The following is a 15,761-nucleotide window of genomic DNA, read 5'->3' as shown; positions in this document are numbered from 1 at the left end:
GATGCCGAAGAGGCACCCTTTGGCTTGTGCCTGGGTACCGAGGGAGGGCGGAACCCTGGCCATCGTGGGAACGCTCCCACGACTGCGGAACACGGTACGGGAGCGCTCCCACGACGTCAAGGGAGCGCTCCCACGAATTCGGATAACGGTTTGATCACGGCCGCTCAGCGCGTCATCCGGCCGCCTCGGTAGACTGGCACGACCCCCTCCCTCGACATCCGGAGCGCCCCATGCCGACCATCGTCGTCGACGTCATGCCCAAGGCCGAGCTGCTCGACCCGCAGGGAAAGGCCGTCGCCGGCGCCCTGAACCGGCTTGGAATCGATGGCTTCGCCGGTGTCCGCATCGGCAAGCGCTTCGAGTTGACCGTCGAGGGCGAGGTCGACGACGCACTGCTTGAGACGGCGCAGCGGATCGCCGACGAGATCCTCTCGAACTCCGTGATCGAGGATGTCGTGGGGATCGAGGTCATCGAGTGACCGTTCGCATCGGGGTCATCACGTTCCCCGGTTCGCTCGACGATCGCGACGCGCAGCGCGCCATCCGTGTCGCCGGCGCTGAGCCGGTCGCATTGTGGCATGGCGACCACGACCTCGGGGGCGTCGATGCTCTCGTGCTGCCCGGCGGCTTCAGCTACGGCGACTACCTGCGTGCCGGAGCGATCGCCGCTCACGCGCCGATCATGCGCGAGGTCGCGGATGCCGCGGCGAAGGGGATGCCGATCCTCGGTATCTGCAACGGCTTCCAGATGCTCGTCGAGGCGCACCTGCTGCCCGGCGGGCTGATCCGCAACGCGCACCAGCAGTTCATCCGTCGCGATCAGCGGCTGCGCGTCGAGAACGCCGACACCGCGTGGACGAGCGGCTTCGAGGCGGGCCAAGAGATCGTCATCCCGCTCAAGAACGCCGATGGCGGCTACATCTGCTCGACCGAGACCCTCGATCGCATCGAGGGTGAAGGCCTCGTCGCGTTCCGCTACCTCGGGATCAACCCGAACGGCTCTCTCGACGACATCGCCGGTCTCACGAACGAGCGAGGCAACGTGGTCGGCCTGATGCCGCATCCTGAGCACGCTGTCGAGCCTGGCTTCGGTCCCGACACCCGCGACGCGATGCGCTCCGGCACCGACGGCCTGACCTTCTTCACCTCGGCGATCGCCGCGGTCGTCAGCGCCGCCGCCTGAGCCACCGTTTCGTCGTCAGATGGTGCCGGCCGGGGGCCAGACACCGATGATGAGCGCCATCACGAGGACCGTCACCAGCTCGTGAGCGATGTTGAGGACAGTGAGCGAGGTGGGGCGCCCCTCGAACGCGTCGTGCGTGATGAACCGCGCGGCGGTGAAGCCTGCCCACAGCACCGCGCCGGTTCCCACCGCGGTCAACAGGAAGCTGCCGCCGAAGGCGTGCCACACCACGACTGTCGCGGCGGCGAGGACCCAGGCCGACACGAAGCTCACGACGACGGTCACGATGATCGCGAGCGTCGCGCTGGATCCGGGGCGGTTCATGTCGACCTTCGCGAGCTTCGCCCACCGAGTCCCGAACACCTTGGGTGTGTACCAGATCGACCCGACCACCATCGTCGACAGGGTCGCGAGGATCACCGCCCAGTAGTTGATCGCAAGTTCCATCCCTGCTCCTTCGCTGGCCGCGAGGTACGGATGCCGCGCGCTGACGCGAGCGTATCGGCATCCGTACCGCCGCGGTAGGTAGCGTGAAGGGGTGACTTCCGACGCGCGCACCCTGGTGATTTCCGTCCCCGACGACAAGCTCGAGAAAGACCTCACGGGCCTTCCCGGTATCGAGGTCGTGCGGTGGGACATGGGCGATTCGGCGCCGCGGACGGCGTTCGACATCGTCATTCCGCCGTACATTCGGAGCCCCCGGGTGCTCGCGCGGCTCGAGGGTGTCGATGTTCGGCTCGTGCAGAGCCAGTCGATCGGATACGAGGCTGCCGCCCGCCACCTGCCGGCGGGGATCGTTTATGCGAACGCCGCGTCGGTCCATGAGGACTCGACAGCGGAACTCGCGCTCACGCTGACACTCGCGGCGCAGCGCCAGATCCCGCACCTCGTTACGGCCCAGCGCGAGGGGCGCTGGGCGGGGCCCCGCGAGGGCGATGCATTTTCCCCGAGCCTCGCCGACCGCCGGGTGCTCATCGTCGGATTCGGCGGAGTAGGGAAGGCGATTGCAGCGCGGTTGCGCGGCTTCGAGGCCCACGTCGAGGCTGTCGCCACACGGGCGCGGGTTGAGGACGGGATCGTCGTCCACGCACTCCACGAGCTGTCGGGTCTGCTCCCCCGGACAGAGATCGTCATCCTTGCTCTGCCCGGTGGGGAAGAAACAGCGAAGCTCGTCGACGACGCGTTCCTCTCGGCTCTCCCGGATGACGCACTGCTCGTCAACGTCGGACGCGGGAGCCTTGTCGACACCGAGGCCCTGCTTAGCCATCTGCACGCGGGCCGGATCCGTGCGGCACTGGACGTCGTCGACCCGGAGCCGGTGCCGGAGGGTCACCCGTTGTGGTCGGCGCCCGGACTGCTTCTCACGCCCCACGTCGGGGGCGCGTCCACGGCGATGCGGCCCCGGATCGCGGCGCTGGTTCGTACGCAGGCGGAACGGATGCAGCGCGGCGAGGAGCCGATCAACGTCGTGCTGCGAACCTGAGACCCCGCATCTCGCCCCGAGCGCCTAACGAACCCGGGCCGATTGCAGGATCAAACCCCGATTTCGCCTGCCCAAGACCCCATATCCCTCGTTCATCCTGCGTTCGGCACGCAAGCCTGGCTCGCCGGAGTTGCAGGGCTGCCGAGCCGGTCGCCGGCCGTCCGCGCCCCGGGTGTGGGCCGATTGCAGGACAGACACGGCTTCCGGTGGCGAACTACCAATCCTGAGCTGATTCATCCTGCGTTCAGCACGCAAGCCTGGCTAGCGGGTGTCAATGTCGGTGCCGTCCCAGAGGTCGGCGCACTCGACGGCAACCGCGCCCTGGGTCGCGAGGTAGCGGTTCGCGCCCGCGTCACCGTGAACGGATGCCGCCACCAGCTCCCAGTGATCACGCCCGATCGCGACCGGATGCCCGGGCCGCCCCTCGTACACGGCTCGAGCAAGCCCCGCCCGTCCCGCAGCGGCCCGAAGCACCCGCGTCACGACGGATGCCGGCATCCGGGGCACATCGACGGGTGCGATGACGGCCGTGTCGGCATCCGTTTTCGCCGCAGCCGCGAGCCCGGCCCGAACTGACGCCGAAAGCCCGAGATCCCAGTCGGCAGCGATTACCGCGCTCACCGCGTCGAGGGTGTCAACGACCGCGCACGCACGTTCTGACTCGGCGCCGATCACCACGAGAACCTGTTCGCACCCGCCCTCTCGGAGCGCCGCGACCACGCGCTCGAGCCACAACGCACCGTCAGCGTCGCGCGCGAAGATCTTCGGCTGCCCGTAGCGACTGCCCGCGCCGGCAGCCAACACGATTCCGCACGCCGTCATGCGGGCGAGCGTATCGGGGTCTGGTCGCGCCCGGGAAACAGCCGCGAAACAGCGCGGTGTTAGCGTCGCGGCAGAGCACGTCCTATCAACCATGGCTCCGGCGCCAGGGCGGGGACTGCGACGACCCGAATCGTCTCAGAACCCAGGAGGTACCCATGTCCGTCGTCGACAAGTCAGCTGCAGGGCTCGACGCCCGCCAGTATCACATCGCCATTGCGCCCGGCGAGGTCTCGAGCGTTGCTCTGCTGCCCGGCGATCCGTTCCGGGTGCCGCTCGTCGCCGAGTTCCTCACCGACGTGAAAGAGGTAGCGCACAACCGCGAGCACCGCACGATGACCGGCTGGTACAAGGGCCGCCACATTACGGCGACCTCGACGGGCATGGGATGCCCCTCCACCGCGATCGCCGTCGAAGAGCTCGCGCGCGTGGGCGTCACGTCCTTCATCCGTGTCGGCAGCTCGGCGGGCCTGCAGCCGGGGATCGCGCCCGGCGACCTGCTCGTGAGCGAGGGCAGCTTCCGCAATGACGGAACGACCGATGCCTACCTTCCGAAGGGCTTCCCCGCGGTGCCCGACCTGGAGCTCACCACCGCACTGGCCCGTCACGCGGAGCGGATCGCTGGGGCTGCGGGTACGAACTCGTTCCGCGGGATCAGCGTGAGCGACGACGCGTTCTACGCCGAGACCCCGGAGTGGATCGCGCAGCTGAACACGATGGGGATCCTCAACGTCGAGATGGAGGCATCGGCCCTCTACATCGTCGCGCGCCTGCGGGGCCTTCGCGCCGGCATGGTGTGTGCCTGCTCGAGCAACCTCGTCGACGGCGCATCGCTCTATTCGGGAACGAAGGCCGACCTGCAGGCTGGCTGGATGCGCTCGATCGAGGCAGCCCTCGAGACCGCCGTCGAACTCGAGCTCTGACGGCGGCCTCGCCCCGGGGCTTACGGGCGCAGCATGACCTTGCCGACGCGGCCGGGTTCGAAGTTCAGTCGCGACGCGTCAGCGATCTGCTCGAGGCCGAAGATCTGCGAGACGGGCAGATCGAGCTTGCCCTGCGCGACGAGGGTGATGATCTCGCGGATCAGCTCGACGCGGTGGGCGGGATCCATGGCGGCGCTGACCTTGCTGCCCCAGAATCCGCGGACCGTGAGCTGGCGGAAGATCACGTCACCCGACGGGATCTCCATGGTCGGGGATGCCATCGCCCCGAACACCACGAGGGTGCCGTTCTCCCCGAGGAGCGTGGTCACATCTCCGGCGGACGCACCGCCGACCGAGTCGACGCCGGCGCGGATCGATGCGCCGCCGGTGATCTCGGCGACGCGGTCGCGCCAGTTCTCGGCATCCGTCGCCACAACATCGTGGATGCCGACAGCAGCGAGCTCGTCGACGCCGGCAGCGCGACGCACGAGGCCGAGCACGCGCACTCCGCGCGACGCGGCGAGCTGCGCGACCAGGCGTCCGACGGCGCCGTTCGCTGCGTTCTGCACGATCCAGTCGCCCTCGCTGACCTCGAGGTATTCGAGCAGGCTCGCCGCGCTCAGCGGCATGGAGATGACCTGGGCTGCGGCCTCGTCGGCGACAGCATCCGGCACCGGGATGAGGGCCGCCGCCGGAGCCAGGACGTACTCGGCCCAGACGCCGAAGACGGATGCCGTCACGACGCGCTGACCGACGGCGATGCCCGTGACCCCCTCACCGAGTGCGTCGACGACGCTGAGTGCCTCGGTGCCGGCGCGCGCGGGAAGCTCGGGCTTGTAGCCGTAGTCGCCGCGCACGGTCCACAGGTCGTGGTTGTGGATGGGGCTGAGGACGACCTTCAGCCGCACCTGACCGGGTCCGGGTTCGGGGAGCTCGACCTCCTCGACGGCGAGGACCTCTGCCGGGTCACCGAACTGGTGTTGCACGAGTGCGCGCATGATTCTCCTTTGTACGGATGTCGAGTGCCGCGCCCGTCGAGGATCGCCCGGAGCGAGCGCACCCGAAGCACAACGTCGGGGGAGTCGGGTTTTAGTCCCGCATTCAGCCGATCAGCAGGGCGATGACCAGGCTCACGACCGCCAGCAGCGGGAAGAGGCCCTGCGTCACAGCGGCGCGGCGCTTGTCGGGCGAGGTGACGAACAGCACGAGGGCGGCAGCCAGCATCGAGCCGGTTCCCACGAGCATGAGGGTCACGCCGACCGCAACCGAACCGATCGCGGCCAGCACGATGCCGAGAATCGCGGCGATCGCCAGGAACAGGTTGTAGAAACCCTGGTTGAACGCGAAGGCCCGAGTGATTTCGACCTCGGCGTCGTTGCGCACCCCGAAGGTGGCTCGGCTGCGGGCTCCGCCCCAGGCGAGGGATTCGAGCCAGAAGATGTAGACGTGCAGCAGGGCGGCCAGTGCGGCGAAGACCATTCCGGTAATGAGCATCCGGGTTCCTCTCGACTCACTTAGCCTGGCACGTGCCGCGGCGAAACACTCGCGAAATCCTCGACTGATTCACTCGGAGTGTTCGCTGAGTCAACATCGGATGCCGGAGGGAGGGTCTCATGGACATCACCACGGTGACCTCCTACCGCTTCGCGAGCACCCGCGCCGACCTCGCTCTCGCGCCCGGAGAGAAGATCCTCGCCGGCGGTACGTGGCTGATGAGCGAACCGCAGCCCGAGGTGACCGGCTTCGTCGACATCACGCGGATGGGCTGGCCCGCGGTCGAGATCACGGATGCCGGGCTCCGCGTCGCTGCAACCTGCACCATCGCACGTCTCGTCGCGTGGTCGCGGGGCGAACTCGATACCCCGGTTCCGCCCGGTTGGCGCGCCGCGGGAGCGATCCCGGATGCCGCGCACGCGCTGCTCATGTCGTTCAAGGTATGGAACACCGCAACGGTCGGGGGGAACGTCTGCCAGTCGTTCACGGCGGCGGCGATGGTGTCCCTTCTCGCGGCCCTCGATGGGGAAGCGCTGATCTGGACGCCGGACGGCGGCGAGCGGCGGCAGCCGGTTGCGGAGTTCATCACCGGTCAGGCGAAGAACGCGCTGCAGCCCGGCGAGGTGCTGCGCGCGCTCGACGTTCCCGTGGCCGCGATGCGCGCCCGCGTGAGCCTGCACAAGATGGCCCTCGCCGAGCTCGGCCGGTCGGGGATCGTCGTGAGCGGGCGGCGCAACGAGGACGGCTCGACGATCATCGCGGTGACGGCATCCACCCTCACTCCCCATGTCTTCCGGTACCCCGGGGTTCCCGAGGCGGAGCAGCTGCGGGCGGATGTCACGAGCCCGAGCGACTTCTTCACCGATGCGCTCGGCGAAGCAGACTGGCGGCGCGCGGTCACCGCGGTGCTCGCCGAGCGCGTGCTCGCTGACCTCGCGGAGGTGACCGCATGAGACTCACCGTCGACGGCACAGACCTCGAGGGCGACCCCGCTCCGGGACAGTGCTTGCGCACATTCCTTCGCGAGCATGGACACACCGAGGTCAAGAAGGGATGCGACGCCGGCGACTGCGGCGCGTGCGCGGTGATCGTGGATGGCGCCCCCGTCCACTCGTGCATTGTGCCCGCGCAGCGTATGGATGGCGCCGTCGTGACGACAGCGGGGGGTCTCGCGCCGAGCGACGAGCTGCATCCCGTGCAGGAGCAGCTGGTCGAACACTTCGGATTCCAGTGCGGGTTCTGCACCCCGGGGATGGCGGTGACGGCATCCACACTCACAGCCGATGACCTGCCCGAACTCGACCGCCTCATGAAGGGAAGCCTGTGTCGTTGCACCGGCTACCGTCCCATCCGCGAGGCGATCACCGCCGCGGTGATGGGACCGGTGCGTGAGACCGGTTCGGCGTCGCGGTCTGTCGCCTCGGGCGGCATTGGGGCGTCGGTCATCCCCGAGCCCGCGCGCCGTATCGTGCAGGGCCGCGAGCCCTACACCCTCGATGAGCCCGTCACCGGCTCACTCGTGCTGCGCGTCGTCGGCTCGCCGCACGCGCATGCCCGCATCGTCTCGATCAACACGGATGCCGCACTCGCCGTCCCAGGCGTCGTAGCCGTCTTCACGCACGAAGACTCCCCGGCCACCCGCTTTTCGACCGCCCGGCACGAACACCGCGAAGACGACCCCGACGACACCCGGGTGCTCGACGACACCGTCCGTTTCATCGGGCAGCGCGTCGCCGCGGTCGTCGCCGAGACGGCAGCCGCCGCTGACGCGGCAGCCCGGCTCGTGCAGGTCGAGTACGACATCCTTCCCACCGTCTTCGACCCCGAAGAAGCCCGCGCGCCGGGGGCGCCGGTGCTGCATCCGGGGCGCACTACCGAAGACCGGGTCTCGGATGCCTCCCGCAACGTCGTCGCGCAGCTCCACGAGGGGCATGGGGGCGACATCGACGCGGCGCTGGCCGCGAGCCCCGTGACCGTGACTGGCACCTGGCAGACCTCGCGCGTCACGCACGCGCAGCTCGAGACCCACGGCGCGGTCGGCTGGCTCGACGAGGACGGCAGGCTCGTCATCCGTTCGAGCACGCAGGTGCCGTTCCTCACCCGCGACGAGCTCGCGCACGTGTTCGACCTGCCGCGCGAGAACGTTCGCGTCTTCGCGGCGCGGGTGGGCGGCGGCTTCGGCGGCAAGCAAGAGATCTTCACCGAAGACCTCGTCGCCCTCGCCGTGCTGCGCACCGGCCGCCCCGTGACGTACGAGTTCAGCCGCACCGAGCAGTTCACGCGCGCGTCACTGCGGCATCCGATGCGGGTGTCGGTGACGCTCGGTGCGGATGCCGATGGCACCCTCACCGCGATGAAGCTCGACGTTCTCAGCGACACCGGAGCGTACGGCAACCACGCGATAGGCGTGATGTTCCACGGGGTTGCCGAGTCGACGACCGTGTACCGGACGCCCGTGCGCCACATCGACGCCGAGGCCGTCTATACGAACAACGTGCCTTCCGGAGCGTTCCGCGGGTACGGGCTCGGGCAGGTCATGCTCGGCGTGGAATCTGCCATGGACATGCTCGCCGAGAAGCTCGATCTCGACCCCTTCGAGCTGCGGCGGCGCAACATCGTGCGGGCCGATGATCCGCTGCATCCGGATGAGGACCCGTACGAGCGCGACCTCATCATCGGCAGCTACGGCCTCGACCAGTGCCTCGATCTCGCGCAGGACGCGCTGCGCCGCGGCAACGGGGTGTCGGCGCCGGAAGGCTGGGCAGTCGGTGAGGGGATGGCTGTCGCGATGATCGCGACGATCGCCCCCAACGGGCATGTCTCGCGCTCGAGAGTCGCGCTGCGCCCTGACGGCACGTTCGTCGTTCGCGCCGGCACCGCCGAGTTCGGCAACGGCACCACGACTGTGTTGCGGCAGATCGCGGCATCCGTGCTCGAGGCACCGTTCGAGCGGCTGCACCTGTGGACCGCCGACACTGACGCCGTCGCGCACGACACCGGCGCCTTCGCCTCGACCGGTATCACCGTGGCGGGCAAGGCGCTCGCAGCAGCGTGCCAGGCGCTGCGGACGCGGATGCTGCAGCTCGCCGCAGCGCAGACCGGCACGGATCCGGATGCTGGGCTGTTGACGGATGCCGGGGTCGCGACTCCCGCGGGGCTCGTGTCTTTCGCGGATCTTGTCGCTGCGGCCGACCCCGCTGAGCGCGACGAGAACGGCCTGTTCGCGACCGGTGACGAAGAGGGGCATCTACGTTCGGTGTCGTTCAATGTGCACGCGGTGCGGGTCGCCGTCGAACCCGAGACCGGGGTCGTGCAGATTCTGCAGTCGGTGCAGTCGGCGGATGCCGGAACCGTGATGAATCCGGCGCAGCTGCGCGGGCAGATCGAGGGTGGCGTCGCGCAGGCCGTCGGCAGCGCGCTCTATGAAGAGGTGCTCGTCGAGAACGGCGCGGTGCTGAACCCCGTGTTCCGTGTCTATCGCGTGCCGCAATTCGCCGACGTTCCCGAAACCGAGGTGTACCTCGCCGACACGTCCGACACAGTCGGTCCGTTCGGAGCGAAGTCGATGAGCGAGTCGCCCTACAACCCCGTCGCCCCCGCGATCGGCAACGCCATCGCCCGGGCGCTCGGAAAGCGACCCTTCCACCAGCCCTTCACCCGCCAGCGCGTGTGGCGCTTGGCGCAGCATCCTGACCCGACCCCGGCCCCGCCCACGGAGTAACCCATGCCGATCGCGACATCTTTCACCATGACCCTGCCCGCGTGGCTGGTCGACGAGGCCGACACGCTGCCCACCGTGCTTCCAACGCTCGAGGAACGGATGGCCCTCGTGAACCGCCTCGCCGACCGCAACTGGCGCGAGGGCAACGGCGGTCCGTTCGCGGCGATCGTCGTGGATGACACCACGGGCGAGCTCGTCTCGGCCGGGGTCAACGTCGTGCTGTCGACCGGCAAGTCGTCGGGCCACGCCGAGGTCATGGCCCTCGGACTCGCCCAGCAGCGCCTCGGTCGCTGGGACCTCGGCGCTGACGGCGCGAACCTCTCGCTCGTGGTCAACTGGCGCCCGTGCGTGCAGTGCTACGGCGCGACGATGTGGAGCGGGGTGCGGTCTCTGGTCGTGGCCGGGTCCGGCCCCGAGCTCGAAGAGCTCTCGGGATTCGACGAGGGGCCGATGGTCTCCGACTGGGCGGAGCAGTTCGAGGCTCGCGGCATCCGGGTGACCCAGGATGTCGGCCGCGAGGAGGCCCTCGAGGTCTACCGCGCCTACGGCGCCAGCGACTCCCTCGTCTACAACGCCCGCGGCGAGTAGCCCCGGACCGTTCAGTCGCGCCAAGGCTGATTGCAGCGAACTTTGGCGGGTGAATCGGTCGGAGAGTTCGGCTTCAGTCGGATGCAGCGAGGCCCAGGGATCCGACCCAACCCACCGCATCCGACGCAACCGAACGGCGGCTGCGAGTCCCGACCCGCCACGCGCCCAGCCTCGACCGCGGCCGTACGTGATCGGTGTGTGAGTTCGGTTGGAGACCTCGGTTTCGGTCGGATGCCTCGGGCTCAGCGATCCGACGGAACCCGCTGCATCCGACGCAAGCGAGGGGACCTAAACCTGGGCCGCCGCGCGCACAGCCTCGACGGCGGCCGCGGGCGAGCCATGGAACGCAGGTCCGTGTCCGGGGAGCACCCACTCGGCATCCAGGTCGGCGATGCGGCCGAGCGACGCGAGCGCCTCGGCGGGGTCATCCGTGAACGGAGCTGGACCAGGCCCGGTGCGACCGGTCAGCACGTGGCGGGTCGTGAGCGCGTCGCCCACGAAGACGGCATGCACGTCGGGCGAGAAGATCGCGATGCTGCCGGGCGAGTGGCCGGGCATCGACATCACGCGAGGCGCGCCGGGAAGATCGAGCGTGTCGCCGTCGCTGACCTCGCGCACCTCGGTGAGCCAGGTCGGACGCATGCCCTTACGGATGCCGTACGCGGCGAACTGCAGCAGGGGGCCGATCCGGGTCGGGCCCATGGGGGTCTTGGGCTTGTCGCCACCGCGAGCGCGGTCGGCGTCAGCGGCGTGCACGAAGACCGGGATGCCACGCTCGGCGCGCAGGCGCTCGGCGAACCCGACGTGGTCGCTGTCGCCGTGGGTGAGCACGATGCCGCGGATGTCGTCGAGGGAGCGACCGATGGCATCCAGCTCGCGAGTGAGGTCGGCGTACATTCCGGGCAGTCCGGCGTCGATGAGCGTGATGCCCTCGGGCGTGACGATCAGGTAGGCGGCGACGATGTCGTTGCCGATGCGGTGCAGCGATGGTGCGAGTCTCATGACTGGCCTTTCAGGAGGATGGCTACGAACGTTAGCCATGATAGCTTATGTTCGTAGCCATGGAGGTTCGATGCCCACACCGGAGAGAACATCGCTCGACGAGATCGTCAGCGCAGCAGCGCGTCTGCTCGAGACCGGCGGGGTCGCCGCCGTCACAATGCAGGCCGTCGCGCAGGATGTCGGCGTCAAGGCGCCCTCGCTCTACAAGCGCGTGCGAGATCGTGAGACGCTCTTGGGGCTCGTCGGCGGCGCCGCGGCCGACGACCTCACGGGGCGTCTGGATGCGGCATCCGGCATCGAAGAGCTGCTGCTCGTCTTTCGCCGCTTCGCGCACGAGCGGCCCGAGGCGTTCCGGCTGCTGTTCAACGCGGGGGTGGATGCCGACAAACTCGCCGCCACCAGCGCGCCAGCCCTGCGCGCGACCACCGCCGCCGTCGGGCCGGACCACGCGCTCGACGCGGCGCGGCTGCTGACGGCGTGGGCCACCGGGTTCGTCACGATGGAGCTCGCCGGGGCCTTCCGCCTCGGCGGTGATCTCGACGACGCCTACGACTACGGCATCGCCCACCTGGTGGGCTCCCTCGTCTCCGACTAGGCGCGCCGGTCGGCTGTGGGCAGCGCCGTATCCTGGAGCGGTGTCCACTCCCGCTCGTACCTCCGATGGTGCGTCGGGTGCGGCATCCGATGAATCACAGATCGGCGTCGGAATCGGCAAGCAGGTACGGCAGGCACGCACCGAGAAGAAGCTGTCGATGAGGGCGCTCGCCTCGGCCGCCGAGATCAGCCAGCCGTTTCTGAGCCAGATCGAGTCGGGCCAGACGATGCCGTCGCTGCTGACCCTGTACCGCATCGCGAACGCCCTCGACATCTCGCCCTCCGCGCTCCTCCCCGCGGACCCCGACCCCGAGGTCGTGCACGTCTCGCGGGCGGCGGATGCCACGTGGGTGCCGGTCTCGGAGGCATCCGACACCGCCCACACCCGCGTCATCCATGCCGGTGAGACCTCGCTGCAGGAGTACGTGATCCGCCCCGGCGAGCAGGTCGGGGACTGGTTCGAGACGGATGGCGAAGTCATTCACTACGTCATCGAAGGCTCCATCGCGCTGGAGATCGAAGGCCTTGGGATCTGGGAACTCGGCGCTGGGGATGCCGTCGCCCACCCCGGTGCGCTGCGGAACCGCTGGCACCTCCGCGGCGACGGGTCCGCCCGGGTGGCGTTCGTCTACACCGGCGGGGCGTAGGGCAGTAGCTACGCGCTCGCGTCGAGCACCTCGAGAAACGTCTGGGCGCCGATCGCGGCATCCGTTCGAAGTTGCGCTTCTGTGGCGCTGTCGCCGGTCGCCACCATTGTGTCCGCGAACACTCCGGCCCACGCACCGTCGGGCGCGGCGAACTTTACGATCGCCGCGCGGATGACCTCTGGGTCTGCGACGTCGCCTGCCAGACCCAGTTGGCGCACTACGGCGGTCGCCGCACCCGCTGCGCCGCCGGGGTTGTAGAGCGTGACATACATCAGGTCGTACTTGTCTTTGGGTAGCATCCGCGATTGCGCCGCGGCCGCCTTGGCGAGGAGGTAGCCGCCGAGATTCGCGAATCGAAGGGTGACGGCATCCGTCTCGATACCAAACTCCGCGCGAACGGATGGCGGCACTGGCAGGTCTCGCAGCTCGGGGTCGATGAGCGCTGCGGCCGGTCCCGCCAGCTTGGTCGCGACCGCAGTCCGCGAGCCCGGCAGTGACACGGTGTCTGCGGTGTGATCCCAGACGTCCGCGAGAAACTCGAGTCGCACCCGCGCGTCGCCGAGAGTCGCGTCCCACCGCCATCCGTTCCCCGAGGTGAAGCCACCTTGATCGAGCGCAGCGTCGAGCCACGAAAAGTCGTGTTCGGCGCCGGCCAGATCCAATCCGATCGCGAACAGCAGGTCGACATCGGTTGTTCCCTGGTGGGAGACGGGAGCATCGGTGGCGAGATACTCCGGATTGAGGCCGCCAATGACGACGAACTCGTCGGTGTGACCCCCAGCGAGCAGCGCGAATCGTACGAGCGCCTCCTCTGCACGGGCGCGCGCCTCCCGGGTTCGGGGCTCAGAATCCAATGGCCGTCTCCCGCAGGTATTCGGCGGCTTCGGCCGAACGCCCCCGGCCGCGCAAGAGGTCCGCATAGACCCGCACCGGAGATACGATGCGCACGTCCCGTGCTTCCCGTATGAGTCGGAAGACGTAGGGATCGGCGGCGTGGAGGCGGATGCGCCCTCCCGCCTCCACTTCCCTGAACTCAGGATGCTGCGACAGCCGCGCACGGGCGGGCTCGAGCTGCCCCGCCGGCACATACAGGTCGACCGTGGGGACACTGGTGAGATATGGGGCGACGCGATCGGCTGCCGCCTCCCCGGTTAGTGCCCACTCCCGACCGTGCAGCGAACTGGTGAGCGCATCGATCGATTGCTGGGGCTCACGCCAGGGAACATGGAACTCGATGTCAGCTCCCGACCGAGGCTGGGCCGCGTAGTGCGCGGCCCAGTCGCTCAGCATCCGTCCCGGATCGCGAAACTCGCGCGTCGCCGATGTCCCACGTTCGGCTCCTGTCTTGGCCGTGTATCGCTGCTCGTCGAAGTGCCGCAGGACGCGAGCAGTGTGCGCCAATGACACATCCGCGGACTTTGCGATAACCCCGACCTGCTCGATGGGCATGGGTCCTCGCTCGGAGTACTCCACCCGCCACCCGAGCAACGTCTCTGCGATCGCATCAGCCGCTGCCGACCATTTGAAGGTGCGCCCCGCGTCTGCGCGGATCGGCTCGAGTCTCGCGATGTAGAAGCTCCCCGGCACCACGATGCGTGCCCTGCCGCTGGCGTCTGCCCATGACAGCTGTGCGTCTTCGAGGATCTCGCGTGCCCCGGGACTCACCCGGCGGGCAGTCACGACGGGCACGACACCGTCGATTTGTTCGGGGGCACCGTGGACGAGTTCGTTGCGCGCCCTCCGGGCGTCAGCGGGCAGGCCCTCCCCGATCCAGAGCGGCCGGAACAGCGATTCGCGCCCCTCGTGACGAATGCGAACGACGTGGCCATCCCACCCTGGCTCAAGCTCCGGGGGGATCACCCGAAGCAACGCCGACACCGATGCGGTGTTTTCTCGCACTTCCATGGTTTTATCGTAGCGAGATAAAACCATGTTTTCTCACGAATAGTGGCATTCGACCCAGTCATGAGAAAACTCGGATCGCGTTCGCGTCGCTCTCCCCGAGGCGAGTTCCTCGCCGGCAGGCGAAGCCGACGCTCCACGCCCTAGTCGCGCGAGTCGCCCTCGGTGAGGTCGAGATACCGCTCCCGATCGGGCTGCGCATGCGCCGAATCAGCGGGAGGCGCATCGAGCGGGTCTGCGGGTTCCCGCTCCGGCGCGTCGCCGTGCTTCACGACCCGGACGGCGACAGAATCCCACTCGCGCAGCTGGGTTCCCGGCGCCGGATGCTGCCACACGATGTAGAAGAGCCCCGGCCACGCCAGCGCACCAATGGCTGGCCCATCGGGATCCGGATTCGCCAGCGCAACGCCCGCTTCGGCCGCCACATCGCGCCCGACGTGGAAGGGCAACCCCACCACGTCCGGCACGGTGACAATGGGTCGGATGCTGCGCTCGACCATGCGGCAATGGTAGGTCGACCCTCCGGGCGTCGGTCAAGAGCCCGGGCGGATGAGAGAGCGCGTCATAGCGCCGCGATGGCGTGGCGCACGACGCGCGCCGCTTCCTCGGGGCCCACCGCGACGATCCCCTGGCGTTCCAGAGCATCTCGCCACGCGGCATCCGTGGGCACCTCGGCGAACGACACCCTCGCCACATCCGTGTACTGCCCGTACCGCCCATACAGCCGGGCCGCTTCATCGGTGAGATAACCAGCTTCGGCGAGCGCCCACAGGTCGTACAGGTCGCGAGGCGCATGCCTGTCGGTCCACGCGGCGAGCTTCGCCGCAACGAACGCAGAAGGCGTCGGCACACGCAGCCGCGCAGCCGGCGCATCGCTGTAGCGCTGCTCGATGTCGACGACCTCCGTGGGCCACGCCGGATATCCGGTTCCGGATAGCAGCTGAATCTGGATGCGAACCCCACCGACAGCGAGCACCGATGGGTCAGGATGCCGCGCATCAGCCAGCGGCGGAGTGAACGTCGGATGACCGAAGCTGCGCAGGAACTGCCGCTCGATCGCCTCCTGAATCGCCGAGCCGATCTCGCGCCGGTCGCCGAGCGCGATGAGGTCGATGTCCTCAGAGAGGCGGAGCTCTGGCAGCAGCGTCCGCGCGAGTGCCGTGCCGCCGAAGAAGACGATGCCGTCCGTTCCGAGGCTGGCGATCGCAGCGAGCGCGTGCGACATGACGTGGTCGCGAGCGACCTGCACGGGCGAGACTCCGAATCGGACCATCACCGCATCCCGCTCGGCCGGGTCCAGAACGCCTAGCTGTGATGTCCAGGGACGTTGTTGCGTGAATCGAGTGTGATCTGCTGACGGACGAAGGCCTCCCGTTGCGAGAGTGGAGCTGTCTAGGAACCGCTC

18 protein-coding genes are annotated in these 15,761 nt (G+C 68.7%); 9 read left to right on the top strand and 9 right to left on the bottom strand.

What is annotated here, in order from left to right:
* The first annotated feature begins 230 nt into the window (after window positions 1-230).
* Complete coding sequence (gene purS / locus AB0O89_RS09930; RefSeq protein WP_195692738.1) at window positions 231-479, top strand: phosphoribosylformylglycinamidine synthase subunit PurS; 249 nt, start codon at window positions 231-233, stop codon at window positions 477-479.
* Complete coding sequence (gene purQ, locus AB0O89_RS09925; RefSeq protein ID WP_363496958.1) at window positions 476-1,183, top strand: phosphoribosylformylglycinamidine synthase subunit PurQ; 708 nt, start codon at window positions 476-478, stop codon at window positions 1,181-1,183. Before purS ends, purQ begins: the two co-directional genes overlap by 4 nt.
* Window positions 1,184-1,198: 15 nt before the next feature.
* Here the strand turns inward: purQ and AB0O89_RS09920 are convergent, their stop codons facing one another.
* The gene (locus tag AB0O89_RS09920) at window positions 1,199-1,630 is read right to left on the bottom strand and encodes a DUF1761 domain-containing protein (protein ID WP_363496955.1); all 432 of its coding nucleotides are present in this window, start codon (window positions 1,628-1,630) and stop codon (window positions 1,199-1,201) included.
* Window positions 1,631-1,721: 91 nt separating this feature from the next.
* Here AB0O89_RS09920 and AB0O89_RS09915 point away from each other — a divergent pair, with 91 nt between their 5' ends.
* Complete coding sequence (locus AB0O89_RS09915) at window positions 1,722-2,666, top strand: 2-hydroxyacid dehydrogenase (RefSeq protein WP_363496952.1); 945 nt, start codon at window positions 1,722-1,724, stop codon at window positions 2,664-2,666.
* Window positions 2,667-2,927: 261 nt separating this feature from the next.
* Here AB0O89_RS09915 and AB0O89_RS09910 read toward each other — a convergent pair whose 3' ends face one another.
* On the bottom strand, window positions 2,928-3,488 hold the full coding sequence (locus tag AB0O89_RS09910) for an NTP transferase domain-containing protein (RefSeq protein ID WP_363496949.1): 561 nt from the start codon (window positions 3,486-3,488) through the stop codon (window positions 2,928-2,930).
* 155 nt (window positions 3,489-3,643) lie between these two features.
* Here AB0O89_RS09910 and AB0O89_RS09905 point away from each other — a divergent pair, with 155 nt between their 5' ends.
* Window positions 3,644-4,408, top strand: coding sequence for a nucleoside phosphorylase (locus AB0O89_RS09905; protein WP_195692735.1), 765 nt, complete (start codon window positions 3,644-3,646; stop codon window positions 4,406-4,408).
* A 20-nt stretch (window positions 4,409-4,428) separates the two neighbouring features.
* Here AB0O89_RS09905 and AB0O89_RS09900 read toward each other — a convergent pair whose 3' ends face one another.
* Both AB0O89_RS09900 and AB0O89_RS09895 read right to left on the bottom strand, forming a co-directional pair.
* Window positions 4,429-5,406: a zinc-binding dehydrogenase gene (locus AB0O89_RS09900; RefSeq protein ID WP_363496945.1), complete on the bottom strand. Its 978-nt coding sequence runs from the start codon at window positions 5,404-5,406 to the stop codon at window positions 4,429-4,431.
* 103 nt (window positions 5,407-5,509) lie between these two features.
* Complete coding sequence (locus AB0O89_RS09895) at window positions 5,510-5,902, bottom strand: DUF1304 domain-containing protein (protein WP_292712881.1); 393 nt, start codon at window positions 5,900-5,902, stop codon at window positions 5,510-5,512.
* Between the two features lie 119 nt (window positions 5,903-6,021).
* Between AB0O89_RS09895 and AB0O89_RS09890 the strand changes: the two genes are divergently transcribed.
* Genes AB0O89_RS09890 through AB0O89_RS09880 form a run of 3 tightly spaced genes read left to right on the top strand, consistent with a single transcriptional unit; the run spans window position 6,022 to window position 10,211 of the window.
* On the top strand, window positions 6,022-6,855 hold the full coding sequence (locus tag AB0O89_RS09890) for an FAD binding domain-containing protein (protein ID WP_363496942.1): 834 nt from the start codon (window positions 6,022-6,024) through the stop codon (window positions 6,853-6,855).
* Window positions 6,852-9,623: a molybdopterin cofactor-binding domain-containing protein gene (locus AB0O89_RS09885; protein ID WP_363496939.1), complete on the top strand. Its 2,772-nt coding sequence runs from the start codon at window positions 6,852-6,854 to the stop codon at window positions 9,621-9,623. Before AB0O89_RS09890 ends, AB0O89_RS09885 begins: the two co-directional genes overlap by 4 nt.
* 3 nt (window positions 9,624-9,626) lie before the next feature.
* Window positions 9,627-10,211 (top strand): nucleoside deaminase, encoded by a 585-nt coding sequence (locus tag AB0O89_RS09880; RefSeq protein WP_363496936.1) that lies wholly within the window; start codon window positions 9,627-9,629, stop codon window positions 10,209-10,211.
* Between the two features lie 288 nt (window positions 10,212-10,499).
* Here AB0O89_RS09880 and AB0O89_RS09875 read toward each other — a convergent pair whose 3' ends face one another.
* Window positions 10,500-11,213 carry an MBL fold metallo-hydrolase gene (locus AB0O89_RS09875; RefSeq protein WP_363496933.1) on the bottom strand — a complete coding sequence of 238 codons (714 nt, stop codon included), beginning with the start codon at window positions 11,211-11,213 and terminating at the stop codon, window positions 10,500-10,502.
* Window positions 11,214-11,283: 70 nt separating this feature from the next.
* Here AB0O89_RS09875 and AB0O89_RS09870 point away from each other — a divergent pair, with 70 nt between their 5' ends.
* Both AB0O89_RS09870 and AB0O89_RS09865 read left to right on the top strand, forming a co-directional pair.
* On the top strand, window positions 11,284-11,808 hold the full coding sequence (locus AB0O89_RS09870) for a TetR/AcrR family transcriptional regulator (RefSeq protein WP_363496930.1): 525 nt from the start codon (window positions 11,284-11,286) through the stop codon (window positions 11,806-11,808).
* Window positions 11,809-11,848: 40 nt separating this feature from the next.
* A complete protein-coding gene (locus tag AB0O89_RS09865; protein WP_363496927.1) occupies window positions 11,849-12,454 on the top strand; it encodes a helix-turn-helix domain-containing protein in 606 nt (201 codons plus the stop codon).
* Between the two features lie 8 nt (window positions 12,455-12,462).
* Here the strand turns inward: AB0O89_RS09865 and AB0O89_RS09860 are convergent, their stop codons facing one another.
* From AB0O89_RS09860 to AB0O89_RS09845, 4 genes are all read right to left on the bottom strand, one after another.
* The gene (locus AB0O89_RS09860; protein WP_363496924.1) at window positions 12,463-13,308 is read right to left on the bottom strand and encodes a hypothetical protein; all 846 of its coding nucleotides are present in this window, start codon (window positions 13,306-13,308) and stop codon (window positions 12,463-12,465) included.
* Entirely contained in the window at window positions 13,298-14,359 is a 1,062-nt protein-coding gene (locus AB0O89_RS09855) for a type IV toxin-antitoxin system AbiEi family antitoxin (protein ID WP_363496921.1), read from the bottom strand. The genes AB0O89_RS09860 and AB0O89_RS09855 overlap by 11 nt, the downstream gene beginning before the upstream one ends.
* A 140-nt stretch (window positions 14,360-14,499) precedes the next feature.
* Window positions 14,500-14,856: a PASTA domain-containing protein gene (locus AB0O89_RS09850; protein WP_363496918.1), complete on the bottom strand. Its 357-nt coding sequence runs from the start codon at window positions 14,854-14,856 to the stop codon at window positions 14,500-14,502.
* A gap of 62 nt (window positions 14,857-14,918) precedes the next feature.
* Window positions 14,919-15,629, bottom strand: a complete 711-nt coding sequence (locus tag AB0O89_RS09845) for a nucleotidyl transferase AbiEii/AbiGii toxin family protein (protein ID WP_363496915.1) — start codon at window positions 15,627-15,629, stop codon at window positions 14,919-14,921.
* Window positions 15,630-15,761: the final 132 nt, after the last annotated feature.

The sequence above is a fragment of the Microbacterium sp. NPDC076895 genome (assembly GCF_040687115.1).
Classification (GTDB): domain Bacteria; phylum Actinomycetota; class Actinomycetes; order Actinomycetales; family Microbacteriaceae; genus Microbacterium.
The sequence above is the reverse complement of the archived record's forward strand: the minus strand, read 5'-3'. Positions and strand labels throughout refer to the sequence as shown.